This is a genomic window from Chitinophaga varians, assembly GCF_014529945.1.
GTDB classification, from domain to species: Bacteria; Bacteroidota; Bacteroidia; order Chitinophagales; family Chitinophagaceae; genus Chitinophaga; species Chitinophaga varians.
Genome location: NZ_JACVFB010000001.1, coordinates 1,765,468 through 1,780,597, shown reverse-complemented (window position 1 = coordinate 1,780,597; position 15,130 = coordinate 1,765,468). Strand labels below are relative to the sequence as shown.

Genomic DNA, 15,130 nt, shown 5'->3' with positions numbered 1-15,130 from the left:
AAAGAATGCAAAGAATAAAATATTCACGCAAAGGCGCAAAGCAGCAAAGACGCAAAGGATTGTTAAGAATAATAAGAAAGCAAAGGAGCGAAGATCAAATTTGATCTTCGCTCCTTTGCTTTCTCTGCTCGCTTATATCACCTTTGCGTCTTTGCTGCTTTGCGCCTTTGCATGAACTACTCGCTTTTGTCGCCGCCACCCATCTCGTTGTTATTGTCTTTTCCGGACTTATTGTTTTTACGTTTGAACAGGTTGTAGTCCATCTTACCGAAACGCCAGGTGGCATTCAGACGAAGCTCACGGGTGAGGCGTTTGCGATAGTTCTCTGTTTCGGAGAAGGCGGTGTTGGTATAACTGAGATTACGGTCTGAATTGAAGATGTCGTTCAGGGTGAGGGAGATCGACAGGGCTTTATTTTTCAGCATGTCTTTTTTGATACCGGCATCGATGGAGTATACCGGTTTGCGTTCGCCCTGCGGAAGGATCTGGCGGGATTCATATTCGCCCGTGATCTGCAGGGTAAGGTTCCACGGCAGTTTGGTGTTGCTGTTGAGCTTACCGAACCAGGTGAAACCGGAGTTGCTAAGGTTATCTCCCTGATTGCCGGCACTGATTTTTGTCTGTGCAAGATTGACGTTGGCCGTAAGGTCCCAGTCTTTGGTAAGCTGGCTTCTGACGGTGATTTCAGCGCCATACGAGTTGCGGGTGCTGGCATTGATCGGGTAAGACAACAATACCCTTTGCGTTTGCCCGTTCAGGTTAAGGGTGGTGTCTACATAAAAATCAGTGATGGCATTATCGGTATTACGATAGTACAATGACACCAGTATGTTGTGCTTATGGGCGATGTCTTTCAGGTAGGACAGTTCGAAAGAGTTGGTGAATTCCGGACGCAGGTCGGGATTACCGCGGCTGGCATTCTGTCCGCTGTATTCAATAGTAGGCAGCAGATCGCGGAACCAGGGGCGGCGAATGCGGCGGCTGTAATTGACTTGCAGCTCATGGTCGCCTTTGAACTTCTGGGAGAGGAATACGCTTGGGAAGAGACTGATCGGGTAGTTGATCTTATAAGCAGCTTTGTCGCCGAAACGGGTCTCACCGTTATAGTTGGACTGTTCAGCCCTCAAACCAGCCTGATAGCCAAAGTTGCCCTGAGCGCCGGTATAGCTTACGTATCCGGCATTGATCTGTTCCTGATAGTGATAATTGTTGGACAGTGCAGAGTCAATGGTGAAAGCACCGCTCGGGTAGTTCTGTCCAAAGGTATTGGTATAGTTATCGAACTTGCGGGTATTGGTACGCAGGCCCATTTCAATTTTTGATTTTTCTGAGAACGGGCGTACATAATCAATTTGTCCGGTGAGGTAGGTGGTTTTACCATCTCCGGTACTGTAGCGGTTTTGCGGCTTTATCGGGCTGTTGATAGTATCGCCTTTCAGGTTATAGTATTGCAGGGAATATGCCGAGCTGTTGTCACCGGTAGCGTAGTTATAGGTGAAGTCTGCCGTCAGCTCTTCGCCTTCCCGTGCGAAGGTGTGTTTATAACCCAGCTGGGTAGTGTAGTTACGGAAGCCGTTTTTACTGTTGTTGATACCGGTGCCGTAACGGACCAGTTGGTGGTTGATGTCCATTTCATGCTGGGTCTGGTCGTTGTAGCGGTTGAAGTTGCCGCCGGTGAGGCCTTCTGAAATGGTGAGGGTATTACGGTTGTCGATGAACCAGTCGAAGCCGATGCGGCCTGTCTGGAAGTTACGGTAGAAGTCTCCGTCCTGCAATTGATCGGTATAGGTAGTCGTATCTGACAGGATATTTTTCCGGGAGATACGGCTGGTCATGGGCGACTTACGGTTACGGGTACCATAGTTTACGAAGAAGTTGAATTTTTCCTGTCGCAGGTTAAAATCGATGCCGGTATTGGTGCTGCCGAGAGAGGTGACGCCTGCGCTGAGCAGGCCGTTGATACCTGCTTTTTTATTTTTTTTCAGGACGATGTTTAAGATACCACTCATGCCTTCCGCATCATATTTCGCGGATGGGTTGGTGACTACTTCAATATTGGCGATGGCATCGGCCGGGATCTGGTCGAGTGTGAGGGTGGTAGGGCGGCCGTCTACAAAGATGGTGGGGGCGCCGTTGCGTACGCTCACGTTACCGTCGATATCTACGCTCACAGACGGTACCTGTTTCAGTACATCCGTAGCCGTGCCTCCGATGCTGGCCAGGTTCTTCTCTACGTTAAACACCCTTTTATCGATCGCCATGGTAAAGGCTGGTTTCTCGCCTACCACGTTGACAGCAGCCAGCGACTTTACATTGGGGTGCAGTTTAATATTGCCCGCATCAACGCTGGTGCTTTTAGCGTTGAGGGATACAGGTTTGAAGAATGCTTCATACCCGATGAAGTTTACTTTCAGGATATATTTACCGATAGCGAGATTTTCAAAGTTAAAGTCACCATTGGGTTTGGAGAGCATACCGGTGAGCACGGAAGAGTCCGGGCGTAACAACGCCACAGAGGCATATTCTACCGGTTTGCCTGTCTGTACGTCGAGCAGTTTTCCGTAGATCGTTCCGGCGTTGGCAGCAGGTGGTTTGGTGCCGTGCTGCTGTGCCGTTAATGCCAGGTTAAACAAGAACATCCATCCTGTCAATAGCAATACAACTTTTCTCATAATTTCTTTTACTAGCGTCCAACAATTTATAGCGGCGGTAAATTTACTTTTAATGCAGGAAGAAAATCATTTTTTTAGGATGAAAGGTGTGTCAGAATCCTCCACAGTAACATGTTTGAACTTCAGAATCGCGCAGGATTCTTTGCAGGTAATGGTTTCACAATGGGTGTGCCTGAAAATCCACGAGTGTTAATTAGTGTTAAGTTCACGCAAAGAAATATATAAGACCCAGATTTGCAGGTAAGAAGCAAAGGAGCGGAGATCACATTTTATTTCCTTTGCGTCTTACAAAAAAACGCAGGCCTTCTGTGTTTCTTTGCGTGCAGCTCCTTTGCTTCTTACAAAAAAAATGTGAGCCTTATATATTTCTTTGCGTGAAAATGATTTCGATGATAACGGATAGCTACGTATCTTTACAGCCAGCTGTTGCGTTATTTTAATTTTTTTATATGCATAAGGATTACCGACCGGACTGGGATATTTACACGTGCCATATTGAAGAAAGTCCAGCAGTAATAGGCCTTGACCTTGATCTGAGACGATTTGCACCATTGAAGGAGAAGCCGAATGCCATATATATTACGGTATACCTGAACAATCCGCGGGAAGACGGATTTCCACAGAACGATGAATTCGCCATCATGGGCGAGATAGAGGACAGCCTGGTAGAACAGCTAACAACCAATCTGGATGCGCATTTTGTGGGCCGTACTTTTTCCAATGGTGTACGAGACTTTTATTTTTATACAGGCAATCTATTGCTGCATGATAAATTCATTGCGGATGCCATGATCAAATTCCCGGATTACCGGTATGATTACGGTGTAAAAGAAGATAACAACTGGGAACTTTACTTCGATTTTTTGTTTCCCGACGTCTATGAGTTCCAGCGTATCCAGAACAGGAAAGTACTGCGGATGCTCCGTCAGCATGGCGACATGTCTGAACGGGAACGCCCCATCGAACACTGGATTCATTTCCGGACAGAAGAAGACAAAACGGCTTACTGGGAACATATCCGTGAGAATGGTTTCGAGATTGCGCATGACATGAAAAATGACAATCCTGAGTTTCCGTTCAAATTGTGTGTGTCACGGTCGGACAAAGCCAGCGAGGCCACGATTGATAGTGTGGTCATGACCCTCTGGGAGCTGGCACAACAAGTCAACGCAGAATATGACGGCTGGGAAACCAGCATCGTAAAATAGAAAAAGCAGGGATGACAACATCCCTGCTTTTTTGTTTATTTCCTGAGCAGTCCTGACAATAGAGAAATAAGGAACAACACCAGGAAAATAAAAAACAGTATTTTGGCAATAGACGCGGCGCCGGCGGCAATACCACCAAAACCGAAGAGTGCCGCTATTATAGCCACAATAAAGAATATTAACGCCCAACGTAACATAGCAGAAGGTTTTAAGGTGAACAATATGTATTACTGGTTGCAACAAACTTTCTTATCCCTTCTGCTTCATTCAATTATTATTCCGGTCCAGTACAATAATTGCATTACACGCAATCCCATTTTTTTTTAATATACTTGTCACCTTCGATAACCTTTGAGGACGGAACTTAAAATATTAACTACTATTTCTGTTACCTGCTGGCTCCTTTGCTGGTGCCAGATCGCGTTTGCACAGAATCCCCCTGTAGCGGACACCACACCCCGGCGGGGCAACGGTCTCATGAAAAAGATAGGAGAATACCGGGATTCACTGCGAAATAAGGAGTACCGTCAGTCCTTTATCCGCCGTATTACCAAACAGGACGTAGAAACGCCTGACGTGGACATGGACAGCGTCATCACCAAAAGTGAGGCATATTTTACCCCGTTTGTGGGCAAAGTGATCAGGAATATCTACTACCGCCAGGTAAAGGTGTTTGGCCCCCGTAATATCAATGATACCACCTTTACCACCAGCATGAAGCTGATCCATCTGGCCAACCGGCTGCACTTCGATTCCCGGGAATGGATGATCCGCCAGTCGCTGTTTTTCAGGGAAGGCTCGCGGCTCGACCCATACGAGCTGGCGGATAACGAACGTTACCTGCGTAACCGGCCCTTCTTCTCCGATGCCCGTATTCACGTACGGAACGCCAACCCGGACTCCGATTCTGTTGATGTGGAGGTGCTTACCAAAGATGTGTTTGAATACGGTGTGGACCTGTCGCAGTTCAGCGCCAGCAACATCAAAGCCCGGGTATCCAACAATAACCTGCTGGGAGCGGGACAGGCACTGCAGGTGGGTTTCCAGTGGCGCAGTGACTATACGCCTACCTGGAATACGGAGGCACGTTACACCAAATACAACGTGCTCGGCTCTTTCGTGGACGTAAGCGTCGGCTATTCGACGCTCAACAATACCACCCCGCTGGACACCAATGTATACGAAGGGACTATTTTCCTGAGCCTCAACCGGCCACTGTACCGCAACGCCGCCAAATGGGTGGGCGGGCTCACGCTGGCGGAGAACTGGTCTATCAACATCCTGGGAAGGGAGCAACAGACCATCGACAGCCTGCTTTACCGCGACTACCGCTATGCGGTGATCGATGGCTGGATAGGTTACAACTTCATCAACAACTATGAGCATAACGGTACCAGCCATAAGCCTAACTTCGCAGTACTGTTCCGGCATTTTAATCTCAATTTCTCCCGAACGCCCGATCAGGAGCTGTTTAAGAAAGACCCTGTATACAACGATCATCGATATTATCTGCTGGAGTTCCAGGTGTACCGGCTGGACTACTTTAAGGCGCACCAGTTCTTCGGCTTTGGCAGAACAGAGGATATTCCGCTGGGGTATAATTTTAAGGCCGCCACCGGCTGGGAAACCTGGCGCGACAGGCGCCGGCTGTATACCGGCCTGGAAGCCCAGAAATACTGGACTACCAGAAGGCAGGGGCTCTTTAATACAACCGTGGGCGTTAGTACCTTTTGGCAGAGTGGCGCCCTGGAGGATGCCGTTATCCATGCGAGGGCAGAATACTATAGCCGGCTTTTCTCCATCAGGAAGTCCCGTTTCCGCCAGTTCCTGAATCTGGACTATCTGGAAAGCCCCAATCCGTTTTTCTACAAGCCACTTAATATCAATAACGACAACGGTATCTGGGGATACCGCTATACCAAGCTGAATGGTTACCAACGTCTTAATTTCGGCTCAGAAACCGTGTACTACAGCCCGCTACGGTTCCTCGGCTTTAAATTCAATTTCTTTGCTTCGCTGCAGGCGTCCATGATCACCGCCAAAAATGACAACCTGTTCAGCAATCCCGTGTACCTTGGCGTGGGGGGCGGTTTCCGGATCAAAAATGAAAACCTCTCGCTCAATACCATCAAGGTATCAGGGTATTATTACCCGAATGCACCGGTACTGCAACCCAAGAGTATGTTGGAAATTACCACCATTGTGGATTTCCGGTTTGATGTGTCGGCGCTGAAGGCGCCCGCTTTCCTGAGTTTTCTCTGATGACTGTTAACTGAAAAAACGAAGATATATGGAATGGAAAAACAGACTTACCTCCCTGCTGGGCATTGAATATCCCTTTATACAGGCGCCCATGCTGGGTATCACCACACCGGCGATGGTGGCGGCCATGAGTAATGGCGGTGGACTGGGATCGCTGCCGGTTGGCGGTCTGCCGCCTGAGCGGGTGGCGGCGCTGATAGCAGAGGTGAAAGCACTCACGTCCAGACCTTTCGCAGTGAATCTTTTTACGTACGAAATACCGGCGCTGGCGGAGCAGGCACCGTTTGAGCAGATGCAACAGTTTTTACAGCAGCTGTATAAAGCCAACGGTCTGACCGTGCCTGCCGTAGCTTTTGATGCGGTGAGAATCTATTCCTACCGCGAACAATTACCCGCGTTGCTGGCTGCCGGTGTGTCTCTGGTGAGCTTTACCTTCGGTATTCCCGACGATGCCAGTATCGTCCTGCTGAAAGAAAAAGGCTGCCTCCTGCTGGGCACCGCCACCTCGGTAGAAGAAGCCGTGGCGCTGGAGAAAGCAGGCTGCGACGCGGTGGTGGCGCAGGGTATCGAAGCGGGCGGCCACCGCGGCACTTTTTTACCTGGGCCGCTGCCTCAGGTAGGTACTATTGCACTGGTGCCACAGATAGCTGACCGCATAGCCCTTCCCGTTATTGCCGCAGGTGGCATTGCGGACGGGCGCAGCGCCGCTGCTGCCTTCTGCCTTGGCGCCAGCGGGGTGCAGTGCGGCAGCGTATTGCTCAGAAGTCCTGAAAGTGCAGCTACGCCCCATCATAAAGACAAAGTAGCTACTGTCACGGATACGGGCACACGTATTACCCGTGCATTCTCCGGCCGGTGGGCGAGAGGGATTGAAAATGCACTCATGGACGGCATTGATGCATCCGGATTGCCGCTGAACGTATATCCCGTACAGGACGCACTCACACAAGCAGTGCGTAAGGTGGCAAAGGAACTGGACGATCCTGCTTTTATCGTGATGTACGCAGGACAAGCAGCGCGGATGGCGAAAGCATTGCCTGCTGCAGAGATCATGGACGAATTGCGGATGGCCGCTGAGAAGATATTGAACCGTGGGGGGCAGATCCCCAAGGGGGCGTAGACGTCGCAAATTCCCGGCGATATTTCCCGATTTCGCAGGTTCCCAGGGCTCACGCCCCGGGCTACGATGTCATTCAAATCCTTTATCGGTATGAGTTCGTTCGTTTATGGAGTATCACATTTTTAAGCGCTGGGCTGCGGTGTGGTCTCTTGCGTAATTAAATTAGCCAATCCTAATAAAGAAATTGAATAACATCGTAGCCCGGGGCGTGAGCCCTGGGAACCCAAAAAAAACGTAGGCATCCATGGCCGCGGGAATTGGGAATTGTGATCCCGATTAATAAATCCGTGTAAAAATGCCCGGATAATCTTTCACAATGCCGTTTTCATCTACCGGTAATTCCGCCCGGAAGCCACTGTCGCCATTTTCATAGAGATACAGGTGGCTATCTATTTTAGTATAGTACTGCGGTAGTTTTTGCAGCTCAAACTCCGGCAGTTTAATATAGAGCATGTTCAGTAGTTTCCTTTCTCCCTGCTCAAATGCCAGTCTTCGTATAGGCAAGGTATTCGTGAAAGGCGTCAATGAAATGTCGATGTCTCTGCAATCATCAAAGGCTTCAATGTGATTCCCGTCTTTGTCAAACCAGTGGCCGTTGAGGTCTGAAGTGAGTTTCAGCGCTGTTGGCTGGAGCCCGTCCCGTATGATGTGGAAGGAGGATACTTTCCAGTCCGGCGTGATCTCAATTTCATACTGAATAGAGAAAGGCTCGGCCTCAGTGCAGCCATTGATAATCCCTTTGACCAGGCTGTTGTGTTCCTGCTTTGTCACCGTCAAAAATTCCGTTGCGGGCCATTTGGTGGCCTGCCATACTACTGGTCCCATGATTTATCTTTTTATGGTGGATGATTTAATCTGAATGATCACACTTTTGGATGCGGGTGTGTTGCTTTTATCGGCCACGGTGTCTACCGGTACCAGCACGTTGGTCTCGGGGAAGTAGGTAGCGGTGCATCCGGCCGGAATATCATAGGCGACGATGATAAAGCCGGGCGCTACCCGTTCCGTTTGCCCGTGATAGTTATAGAGGTCTACCACCTGACCGGCGGTAAATCCGGCGTGGGCAATGTCTTCCGGGTTCATGAAGATGACCCGCCGTTCGTGGTGTACGCCGCGGTAACGGTCATCCAGTCCGTAGATCGTGGTATTGAACTGATCGTGGCTGCGGATGGTCATCATCAGGTATTCTTCCGGGCGAAGCGGCATTTCCGTTACCGGCGCCACATTAAAATTGGCTTTGCCGGTACTGGTATTGAACTGGCCTGTTCTGGAGCCGTTGGGCAGATAGAACCCGCCGGGGTGGCGCACACGTTTGTTATAGTCGTCGAAGCCGGGGATGACTTTTTCGATGGCATCCCGGATATGGTCATAGTGTTGGGTGTATTGTTGCCATGGCACTTTGCTTTCCCCGCCGAGTATGGCCTGTGCCATTTCGCAGACGATTACCGGCTCACTTTTCAGGTGTTCGGAAATAGGATGCAGGTTGCCTTTCGACATCTGCACTACGCCCATGGAGTTTTCGCAGGTGACAAATTGCGTCTGTTCTTGTTGCCTATCTTTGTCGCTACGACCCAAACACGGCAGTATCAAGGCTTCCCGGCCATATACGAGATGGCTTCTGTTCAGCTTCGTAGATACGTGTACGGTAAGACGGCAGTTGCGCAGGGCTTGCGCGGTGTAGGTGGTATCCGGGGTGGCGGAGAGGAAGTTGCCGCCCATGGCGATGAACACTTTGGCGTCGCCGCGGTGCATGGCATGGATGGCATGTACCACATCGTAGCCGTGTTTATAGGGCGGTTTAAAGCCGTATACCGCTTCCAGTTTTTGTAACAGCGCGGCAGCCGGTTTTTCATAGATGCCCATTGTCCTGTCGCCCTGTACGTTGCTATGTCCTCTCACCGGGCAGGTGCCGGCGCCGGGCTTGCCGATACTACCTTTGAGCAGTAACAGGTTTACGATCTCCCGGATGGTGTCAACAGCGTTTTTGTGTTGGGTAAGTCCCATGGCCCAGCAGGCGACGATCTTTTGTTTATGCATCAGCGCGGAGGCGGCCAGCCGCAGCTGATCTTCCGGGATGCCGCAGGCGGCGGAAAGGTCTGCCAGACGGTGCTGTCGCAGATGCGCGATGTACTCGTCATACCCGCTGGTATTGTTGCTGATAAATGCCTGATCGAATACGGTACCCGGATTTCTCTCTTCTTCTTCCAGCAGCAACAGGGCCAGCGCTTTGAGCAAAGCCATGTCACCATTGATTTTTATTTGAAGGAAGATATCGGTGAGATGCGTTTTTACCTGTAGTATTCCTTTTACGGTCTGCGGATTGAGGAAGTTGAGCAACCCGGTTTCCTTCAGCGGGTTCACTGAGATGATAGTGGCACCGTTGGCTTTCGCTTTCTGCAGGGCGGTGAGCATCCGTGGGTGGTTGGTGCCCGGGTTCTGGCCAAGGATAATGATCACTTCTGCCTGATGTACATCTTCCAGGGTAACCGATCCTTTGCCGATGCCTACAGCTTCGCCGAGGGCTACGCCACTGGATTCGTGGCACATATTGGAGCAGTCCGGCAGGTTGTTGGTGCCATATTCCCTTACCATCAGCTGGTAGAGAAAGGCTGCTTCATTGCTGGTACGGCCGGAGGTGTAAAACACCGCTTCGTCGGGGGAGCTGAGCTGGCGCAGCTGTGTTGCTATTTTATGATAAGCTTCTTCCCACGACACCGGTGCATAGTGGGTGGCGCCGGGTGCGAGGTACATGGGCTGAGCTATCCTTCCTTTTTTACCAATTTCGTAGTCGGTGAGTGCTCCCAGTGAAGCGATGCTGTTGGCCGCAAAGAACGCGGGGTCCAGCTTACGGGTAGTGGCTTCTTCTGCAATGGCTTTGGCGCCGTTTTCACAATATTCTGCAATAGGGGAACGCTCATCGTCGGGGTCGGGCCATGCGCAGCCGGGGCAGTCAAAGCCGTCTTTCTGGTTCAGTTCCAGCAATGCTTTCATGGCCCTGAAGGCATTCATAGCTTCCAGCATATGTTTCATGCTGGAAACCACTGCCGGAATGCCGGCAGCCACAGTGGCCGGTTTGGTGAGTTTAAGCCCGGTGAATCTGACCGGTGTCAACTCAGTATGTAACGCCATATAGTTCCATGATTTTTAGCGCCGTGATAGTGGTATGTTTCTCCGGCAAGCTACGTATTTATCTTCGTTCCCGGTCGGACTATCGTTATCCTGTCAGTCGGAGCTAGGTATACTGATTGTACCTGTCTTCCTTTAAAAATCCAATCAGGGTGATGTTCCATTCGGCGGCCATTTTAACGGCCATACTGGAGGGTGCGCCAATGGCGGCGATGATGGGAATGCCCGCCATGGCTGCTTTTTGTATCAGTTCAAATCCTGCGCGGCCGCTGAGCAGTAACAGGCTTTGTTGTAATGGGAGCTGTTGTGCAAGTGCGGCGCCTATGATTTTATCGACAGCGTTGTGGCGACCTATATCTTCCCGCAGCAATAATATCTGGCCGGTGTCATCTACCAGGGCGGCAGCATGAAGGCCGCCGGTATGCCGGAAAAGCGCCTGTTGCGCCCGCAGCCGTTCCGGTAACTGTGAAATCCACTGGCCGGGAGTGCGCCGGGCGGACTGGCTAACGTTAACGCCGGTATGAATATTTTCGATGGAGGATTTGCCGCACATGCCACAGGCGGCTGTCGCCTGAAAATGACGCTGGCTTTTATCGAGAAAAGGTACTATCTGTTCTCTTAGCAAAACGGTTGCCAGGCTGCCGCCGGGCGTTTCTGTCAGTATCACCTGCTTCACGGCGGCAGCACCGGGAATGATGCCTTCGGTAAACAGAAAGCCGGTGGCCAGTTCTTCGTCCTGCCCCGGCGTGCGCATGGTAACTGCAACATTCTGCTGCCGGCGGTTATGGGTAGGACCGTGTTCCAGTCTTATTTCCAATGGTTCTTCTGCTGCCAGGATATCTTCGGTATCAGTTACTCCTGCGGCGGTGACTCTTTTTATACGGGTATGAACAACAGCATTTGGCATAGTTAAAATTACACTTTCACGATCATCTTACCGCTGTTTTGGCCGGAAAATAATCCCAGCAGCGCTGTGGGCAGCTGGTCAAACCCTTCGATAACCGTTTCGGTATATTTTATTTTGCCCGCGCGGATCCATTCGCCCAGCTGCTGCATGCCCTCCATGTAGCGATGGGCGTAGTTACCGATGGTAAATCCCTGCATGAGGACACTGAACTTGATCAGTGTGGGTTGTACCCGGGGTCCCATGGGAACGTCGGTGCTGTTGTACAAGGCAATCTGTCCGCATACGGGAATGCGGGCAAAGAAGTTCAGGTGTTCCATGACGGCATCAGAGATATCGCCGCCCACATTGTCGAAGTAGATGTCTACGCCATTAGGGCAGGCAGCAGCCACGGCCGTGCTCAGGTTAGCGTTCCCCTTATAGTTGATCGCTGCATCGAAGTTAAAATCGCTGGTGAGCAACTTCACCTTTTCCTCGCCACCGGCGATACCCACCACGCGGCATCCCTGTAGTTTGGCTATTTGTCCGGCTACCAGTCCCACTGCCCCGGCAGCGCCGGAGATAACGACTGTTTCGCCGGATTTGGGTTTACCGATGTCCATGAGGCCAAAGTAGGCGGTCAGTCCGGGCATACCTAATACGCCCAGGTAATAGGTTGGCGGAATACTGCTGTCTATTTTACGGAGATGATCACCGGAGAAAAGGATGCCGGTGGCCCAGGGGAAGAAATTTTTACCGCCACCGGGCATTACCAGGTCGCCGGGCGCGAAGCGGGCATCTTTACTGTCCACCACCGTGGCTACGCCGCCGCTTTCTATCGGTTCCTGCACTTTGAAGGGTGGGATATAGGAGCGGGCATCACTCATGCGGCCGCGCATGTAGGGGTCTACAGAGAAATAAAGCGGCTGGAGCAACACTTCGCCTTCGGCAGGGGCGGGCAGTTCCGTGCCCACTGTTTTAAATGTATCAGAAGATGGCAGGCCTTCGGGCCGTTCGTTCAGCAGGATCTGTTGTATTTTCATGAAAACTGGTTTACGGGTATATCTTGTCTTAACGGGGAAAAACAACTTTTGTTTAACGATGTTTTCAATATACGCCACCTGATGGGAATTACCGCGTAATAATGTATTTTAGGGCCGTAATTAACCACTAAACCCTAACTGTCTATGCGTTTGGATGATGAAAGATTAAGTGACAATGTCGAGAAGCGTTCCGGAGGCGGAAAGCGCACACTGATTGGCGGCGGTATCGGCGGCGTCATCGTTATTGTGCTGGCACTGTTGTTTAAACAAGACCCCAACCAGGTAAACCAGGTACTGCAACAGGTGCAGGGGCCCGGCGGCACTGAAAAAGTAGAGAAGCTGAGCAAAGAGAATGCTTCTGCTATTGAATTGTTTTCCTCTAAAGTTCTGGCCAGCACCGAAGATGTCTGGACCGATGAATTTAAGCGGCTCAATATGCAATATGAACGCCCTAAAATGGTGCTGTTCGAGGACGCCACCACCTCTGGTTGCGGCTCTGCTGAATCGGCCATGGGTCCGTTCTATTGCCCGGCCGACCGGATGGTGTATCTGGATGCCTCTTTCTTTAAGGAACTGGAAGACCGTTTCGGGGTGAAAGGCGATTTTGCCAAAGCGTATGTTATTGCACATGAAGTAGGGCACCACGTTCAGAACCTGCTGGGCATCAGCCGCCAGGTGCAGGCAGCGCGGAGCAGACTGAGCGAAGCGGAATACAATAAACTTTCTGTAAAACTGGAATTGCAGGCCGACTTCCTCGCAGGGTTGTGGGCCAATCATGCGCAACAGATGCGTAATATCCTCGAATCGGGTGATATTGAGTCAGGGCTAAATGCCGCCAGCGCCGTAGGCGATGATAAACTACAGGAAGCTGCCACCGGCCGTGTGGTGCCGGATGCCTTCACGCATGGCACCTCTCAGCAAAGAATGTTCTGGTTCAAAAAAGGATACGATTCAGGCGATCTCTCTCAGGGTGATACCGGCATCGGATTGGGACAGGCAGGACGATGATCATTTAGATATTTTGTTATTTGGATATTTTGATATTGCGGGGAAGCCGGTAGTCGTCAAAATATCCAAATAATCAAATAATCAAATAATCAAATAATCAAAGCACATTGATATTTAAGAACCCCATCAATATCAAAATATCAAAATACCAAAATATCAAAATAAAAAAATCCCCCAATGTTATAACTCCAGCATTTCTTTCGCCAGGGTGATCATGTGTTCATCGCCGGTGTATTTACCTTTCTCATCCGACAGTTTGACTACCGGTGTCCAGCGGGGGGCATCTTCCGGCCGGGCCTCATACATCTTCACGACAATATTCAGCGGCGTAAGCCCCACATCATTGGTGAAATTGGTGCCAATGCCAAACGACATACCTATTTTTCCCCGGCAGTGGGCCGCTATGGTAGCCACTTTCTGGTAATCGAGGCCGTCAGAGAAAATAATGGTTTTGGAAAGGGGGTTAATGCCTTTTTCCTGGTAATGCCGGATGGTGTCATCGGCAAAGGCGAGCGGGTCGCCGCTGTCATGACGGACACCGTCAAACAGCTTGGCGAATTTTTTATCGAACTGTTCAAAGAAAACAGGTGTGGTGTAGGTGTCCGACAACGCGATACCGAGATCGCCACGATATACCTGTACCCAGTGTTCCAGCCCCAGCATGTTGGCCATTTTGAAACCGTATTTAGCGGCATGGAACATAAACCATTCGTGGGCGTGGGTGCCCACTGGTTTTACGCCGTTACGCATCGCCAGATGTACATTGCTGGTACCGATGAAGGTGTTTTCACCGTACTGACGGAGCGTTTGCACCACCAGTTTCTGTACCGCCAGCGAATGCCGGCGCCGGGTGCCGAAATCAGCTATTGTGATGTTCAGGTCTTTGTACCGTTCTATTTTAGTGCGGGTAATGGCAATGACTTCCTCATCAGGCACCCGTTGCTGCCCGGTCGCCTCATAATAAAGCTCGCAGATCAGCGACATGAGCGGCACCTCCCAGAGGATCGTGCGGTACCAATAGCCGTCGGCATGTACTTCCAGCTGATCGCCCTGCTGGGCGATATGTATTTCGGCCGGGTTGTACCGATAACCCTGCAGAAAGTCCAGATAGGTAGGATCGAGGTATGGACAGGTGACAGCCAGGAATTCTTTTTCCTCCTGACTGAGTTGCAGATATTGCATGTCGTCTATCGCCTGCCTTAGTAGTTTGTCGAAACCCGGAGGGAACGAATGTTTGCCGCGATTGATGAATTTATAACGGGCACGGGCCTTCGGAAACAGTTTAATCACGCAGTGCTGCATGGTGAATTTGTAAAAGTCATTGTCCAGAATGGAATTCAGCTTCATAATAATCTGCGTTTTATATGACAATTATACCATATTTTTGCGCTCATAATCATATCCCATTTATAATGAAACAGATTAAAGTAAAGTTTGCACTTAACCCGCAAGAAACCGTTTTGTTCAAAGTAGACGGTTCGTACCTCAAAAGCAAATGGCAGGCAAAACCAGGAGCCCTGTGCCTGACCAACGAAAGAATCGTGATAGAGGGCAAATCGATGACAGCATTCCTGTTATTTGGTGTTATCGGCTGGTTGCTGACCCGGAAAAAAGTTCACAAGGAATTTCCTTTATCAGACATCACCAACTTCAACAGAGGCAAACAAGGCTTCAATAAGAAAGTAGCGGAGTTTGAGCTGCTGGACGGTTCCACCGTACGCATGGCCATCACCGGTAAATGGGAAGTGTTTGAAGCCGCTTACCAGAAAGCGATGATCGACGTGAAACCTTTGTTCTCCGTTAACTAG

12 protein-coding genes are annotated in these 15,130 nt (G+C 50.4%); 5 read left to right on the top strand and 7 right to left on the bottom strand.

Annotation, left to right across the window (positions count from 1 at the left end):
• Positions 1 to 176: 176 nt before the first annotated feature.
• On the bottom strand, positions 177 to 2,672 hold the full coding sequence (locus tag ICL55_RS06820; protein ID WP_188095270.1) for a TonB-dependent receptor: 2,496 nt from the start codon (positions 2,670 to 2,672) through the stop codon (positions 177 to 179).
• A 449-nt stretch (positions 2,673 to 3,121) separates the two neighbouring features.
• Here ICL55_RS06820 and ICL55_RS06815 point away from each other — a divergent pair, with 449 nt between their 5' ends.
• Entirely contained in the window at positions 3,122 to 3,880 is a 759-nt protein-coding gene (locus tag ICL55_RS06815) for a DUF695 domain-containing protein (RefSeq protein ID WP_168803542.1), read from the top strand.
• A gap of 35 nt (positions 3,881 to 3,915) precedes the next feature.
• Here ICL55_RS06815 and ICL55_RS06810 read toward each other — a convergent pair whose 3' ends face one another.
• The gene (locus ICL55_RS06810) at positions 3,916 to 4,077 is read right to left on the bottom strand and encodes a DUF1328 family protein (protein ID WP_188095269.1); all 162 of its coding nucleotides are present in this window, start codon (positions 4,075 to 4,077) and stop codon (positions 3,916 to 3,918) included.
• A gap of 154 nt (positions 4,078 to 4,231) precedes the next feature.
• Between ICL55_RS06810 and ICL55_RS06805 the strand changes: the two genes are divergently transcribed.
• Together ICL55_RS06805 and ICL55_RS06800 are read left to right on the top strand one after the other, a co-directional pair.
• Positions 4,232 to 6,142 carry a BamA/TamA family outer membrane protein gene (locus tag ICL55_RS06805; protein WP_188095268.1) on the top strand — a complete coding sequence of 637 codons (1,911 nt, stop codon included), beginning with the start codon at positions 4,232 to 4,234 and terminating at the stop codon, positions 6,140 to 6,142.
• Positions 6,143 to 6,170: 28 nt separating this feature from the next.
• A complete protein-coding gene (locus ICL55_RS06800) occupies positions 6,171 to 7,262 on the top strand; it encodes an NAD(P)H-dependent flavin oxidoreductase (RefSeq protein WP_188095267.1) in 1,092 nt (363 codons plus the stop codon).
• Between the two features lie 276 nt (positions 7,263 to 7,538).
• Here the strand turns inward: ICL55_RS06800 and ICL55_RS06795 are convergent, their stop codons facing one another.
• From ICL55_RS06795 to ICL55_RS06780, 4 genes are all read right to left on the bottom strand, one after another.
• A complete protein-coding gene (locus tag ICL55_RS06795; protein WP_188095266.1) occupies positions 7,539 to 8,087 on the bottom strand; it encodes a putative glycolipid-binding domain-containing protein in 549 nt (182 codons plus the stop codon).
• A gap of 3 nt (positions 8,088 to 8,090) precedes the next feature.
• Positions 8,091 to 10,391 (bottom strand): FdhF/YdeP family oxidoreductase, encoded by a 2,301-nt coding sequence (locus ICL55_RS06790; protein WP_188095265.1) that lies wholly within the window; start codon positions 10,389 to 10,391, stop codon positions 8,091 to 8,093.
• Between the two features lie 103 nt (positions 10,392 to 10,494).
• The gene (gene fdhD / locus ICL55_RS06785) at positions 10,495 to 11,295 is read right to left on the bottom strand and encodes a formate dehydrogenase accessory sulfurtransferase FdhD (RefSeq protein WP_188095264.1); all 801 of its coding nucleotides are present in this window, start codon (positions 11,293 to 11,295) and stop codon (positions 10,495 to 10,497) included.
• Between the two features lie 8 nt (positions 11,296 to 11,303).
• The gene (locus tag ICL55_RS06780) at positions 11,304 to 12,314 is read right to left on the bottom strand and encodes an NADP-dependent oxidoreductase (protein WP_188095263.1); all 1,011 of its coding nucleotides are present in this window, start codon (positions 12,312 to 12,314) and stop codon (positions 11,304 to 11,306) included.
• 144 nt (positions 12,315 to 12,458) lie between these two features.
• Between ICL55_RS06780 and ypfJ the strand changes: the two genes are divergently transcribed.
• Positions 12,459 to 13,322, top strand: a complete 864-nt coding sequence (gene ypfJ, locus ICL55_RS06775; RefSeq protein ID WP_188095262.1) for a KPN_02809 family neutral zinc metallopeptidase — start codon at positions 12,459 to 12,461, stop codon at positions 13,320 to 13,322.
• Positions 13,323 to 13,502: 180 nt separating this feature from the next.
• On the opposite strand, the gene pncB is transcribed toward ypfJ, so the two are convergent.
• The gene (gene pncB, locus ICL55_RS06770) at positions 13,503 to 14,669 is read right to left on the bottom strand and encodes a nicotinate phosphoribosyltransferase (protein ID WP_188095261.1); all 1,167 of its coding nucleotides are present in this window, start codon (positions 14,667 to 14,669) and stop codon (positions 13,503 to 13,505) included.
• A 65-nt stretch (positions 14,670 to 14,734) separates the two neighbouring features.
• On the opposite strand from pncB, the gene ICL55_RS06765 reads away from it, so the two are divergent.
• The gene (locus ICL55_RS06765; protein ID WP_188095260.1) at positions 14,735 to 15,130 is read left to right on the top strand and encodes a PH domain-containing protein; all 396 of its coding nucleotides are present in this window, start codon (positions 14,735 to 14,737) and stop codon (positions 15,128 to 15,130) included.

Coding starts and splice junctions, on each gene's coding strand:
- ICL55_RS06765 (WP_188095260.1), top strand. CDS start 14,735: ATGAAACAGATTAAAGTAAAGTTTGCACTTAACCCGCAAGAAACCGTT.
- pncB (WP_188095261.1), bottom strand. CDS start 14,669: ATGAAGCTGAATTCCATTCTGGACAATGACTTTTACAAATTCACCATG.
- ICL55_RS06790 (WP_188095265.1), bottom strand. CDS start 10,391: ATGGCGTTACATACTGAGTTGACACCGGTCAGATTCACCGGGCTTAAA.
- ypfJ (WP_188095262.1), top strand. CDS start 12,459: ATGCGTTTGGATGATGAAAGATTAAGTGACAATGTCGAGAAGCGTTCC.
- ICL55_RS06820 (WP_188095270.1), bottom strand. CDS start 2,672: ATGAGAAAAGTTGTATTGCTATTGACAGGATGGATGTTCTTGTTTAAC.
- ICL55_RS06800 (WP_188095267.1), top strand. CDS start 6,171: ATGGAATGGAAAAACAGACTTACCTCCCTGCTGGGCATTGAATATCCC.
- ICL55_RS06810 (WP_188095269.1), bottom strand. CDS start 4,077: ATGTTACGTTGGGCGTTAATATTCTTTATTGTGGCTATAATAGCGGCA.
- ICL55_RS06795 (WP_188095266.1), bottom strand. CDS start 8,087: ATGGGACCAGTAGTATGGCAGGCCACCAAATGGCCCGCAACGGAATTT.
- ICL55_RS06780 (WP_188095263.1), bottom strand. CDS start 12,314: ATGAAAATACAACAGATCCTGCTGAACGAACGGCCCGAAGGCCTGCCA.
- ICL55_RS06815 (WP_168803542.1), top strand. CDS start 3,122: ATGCATAAGGATTACCGACCGGACTGGGATATTTACACGTGCCATATT.
- fdhD (WP_188095264.1), bottom strand. CDS start 11,295: ATGCCAAATGCTGTTGTTCATACCCGTATAAAAAGAGTCACCGCCGCA.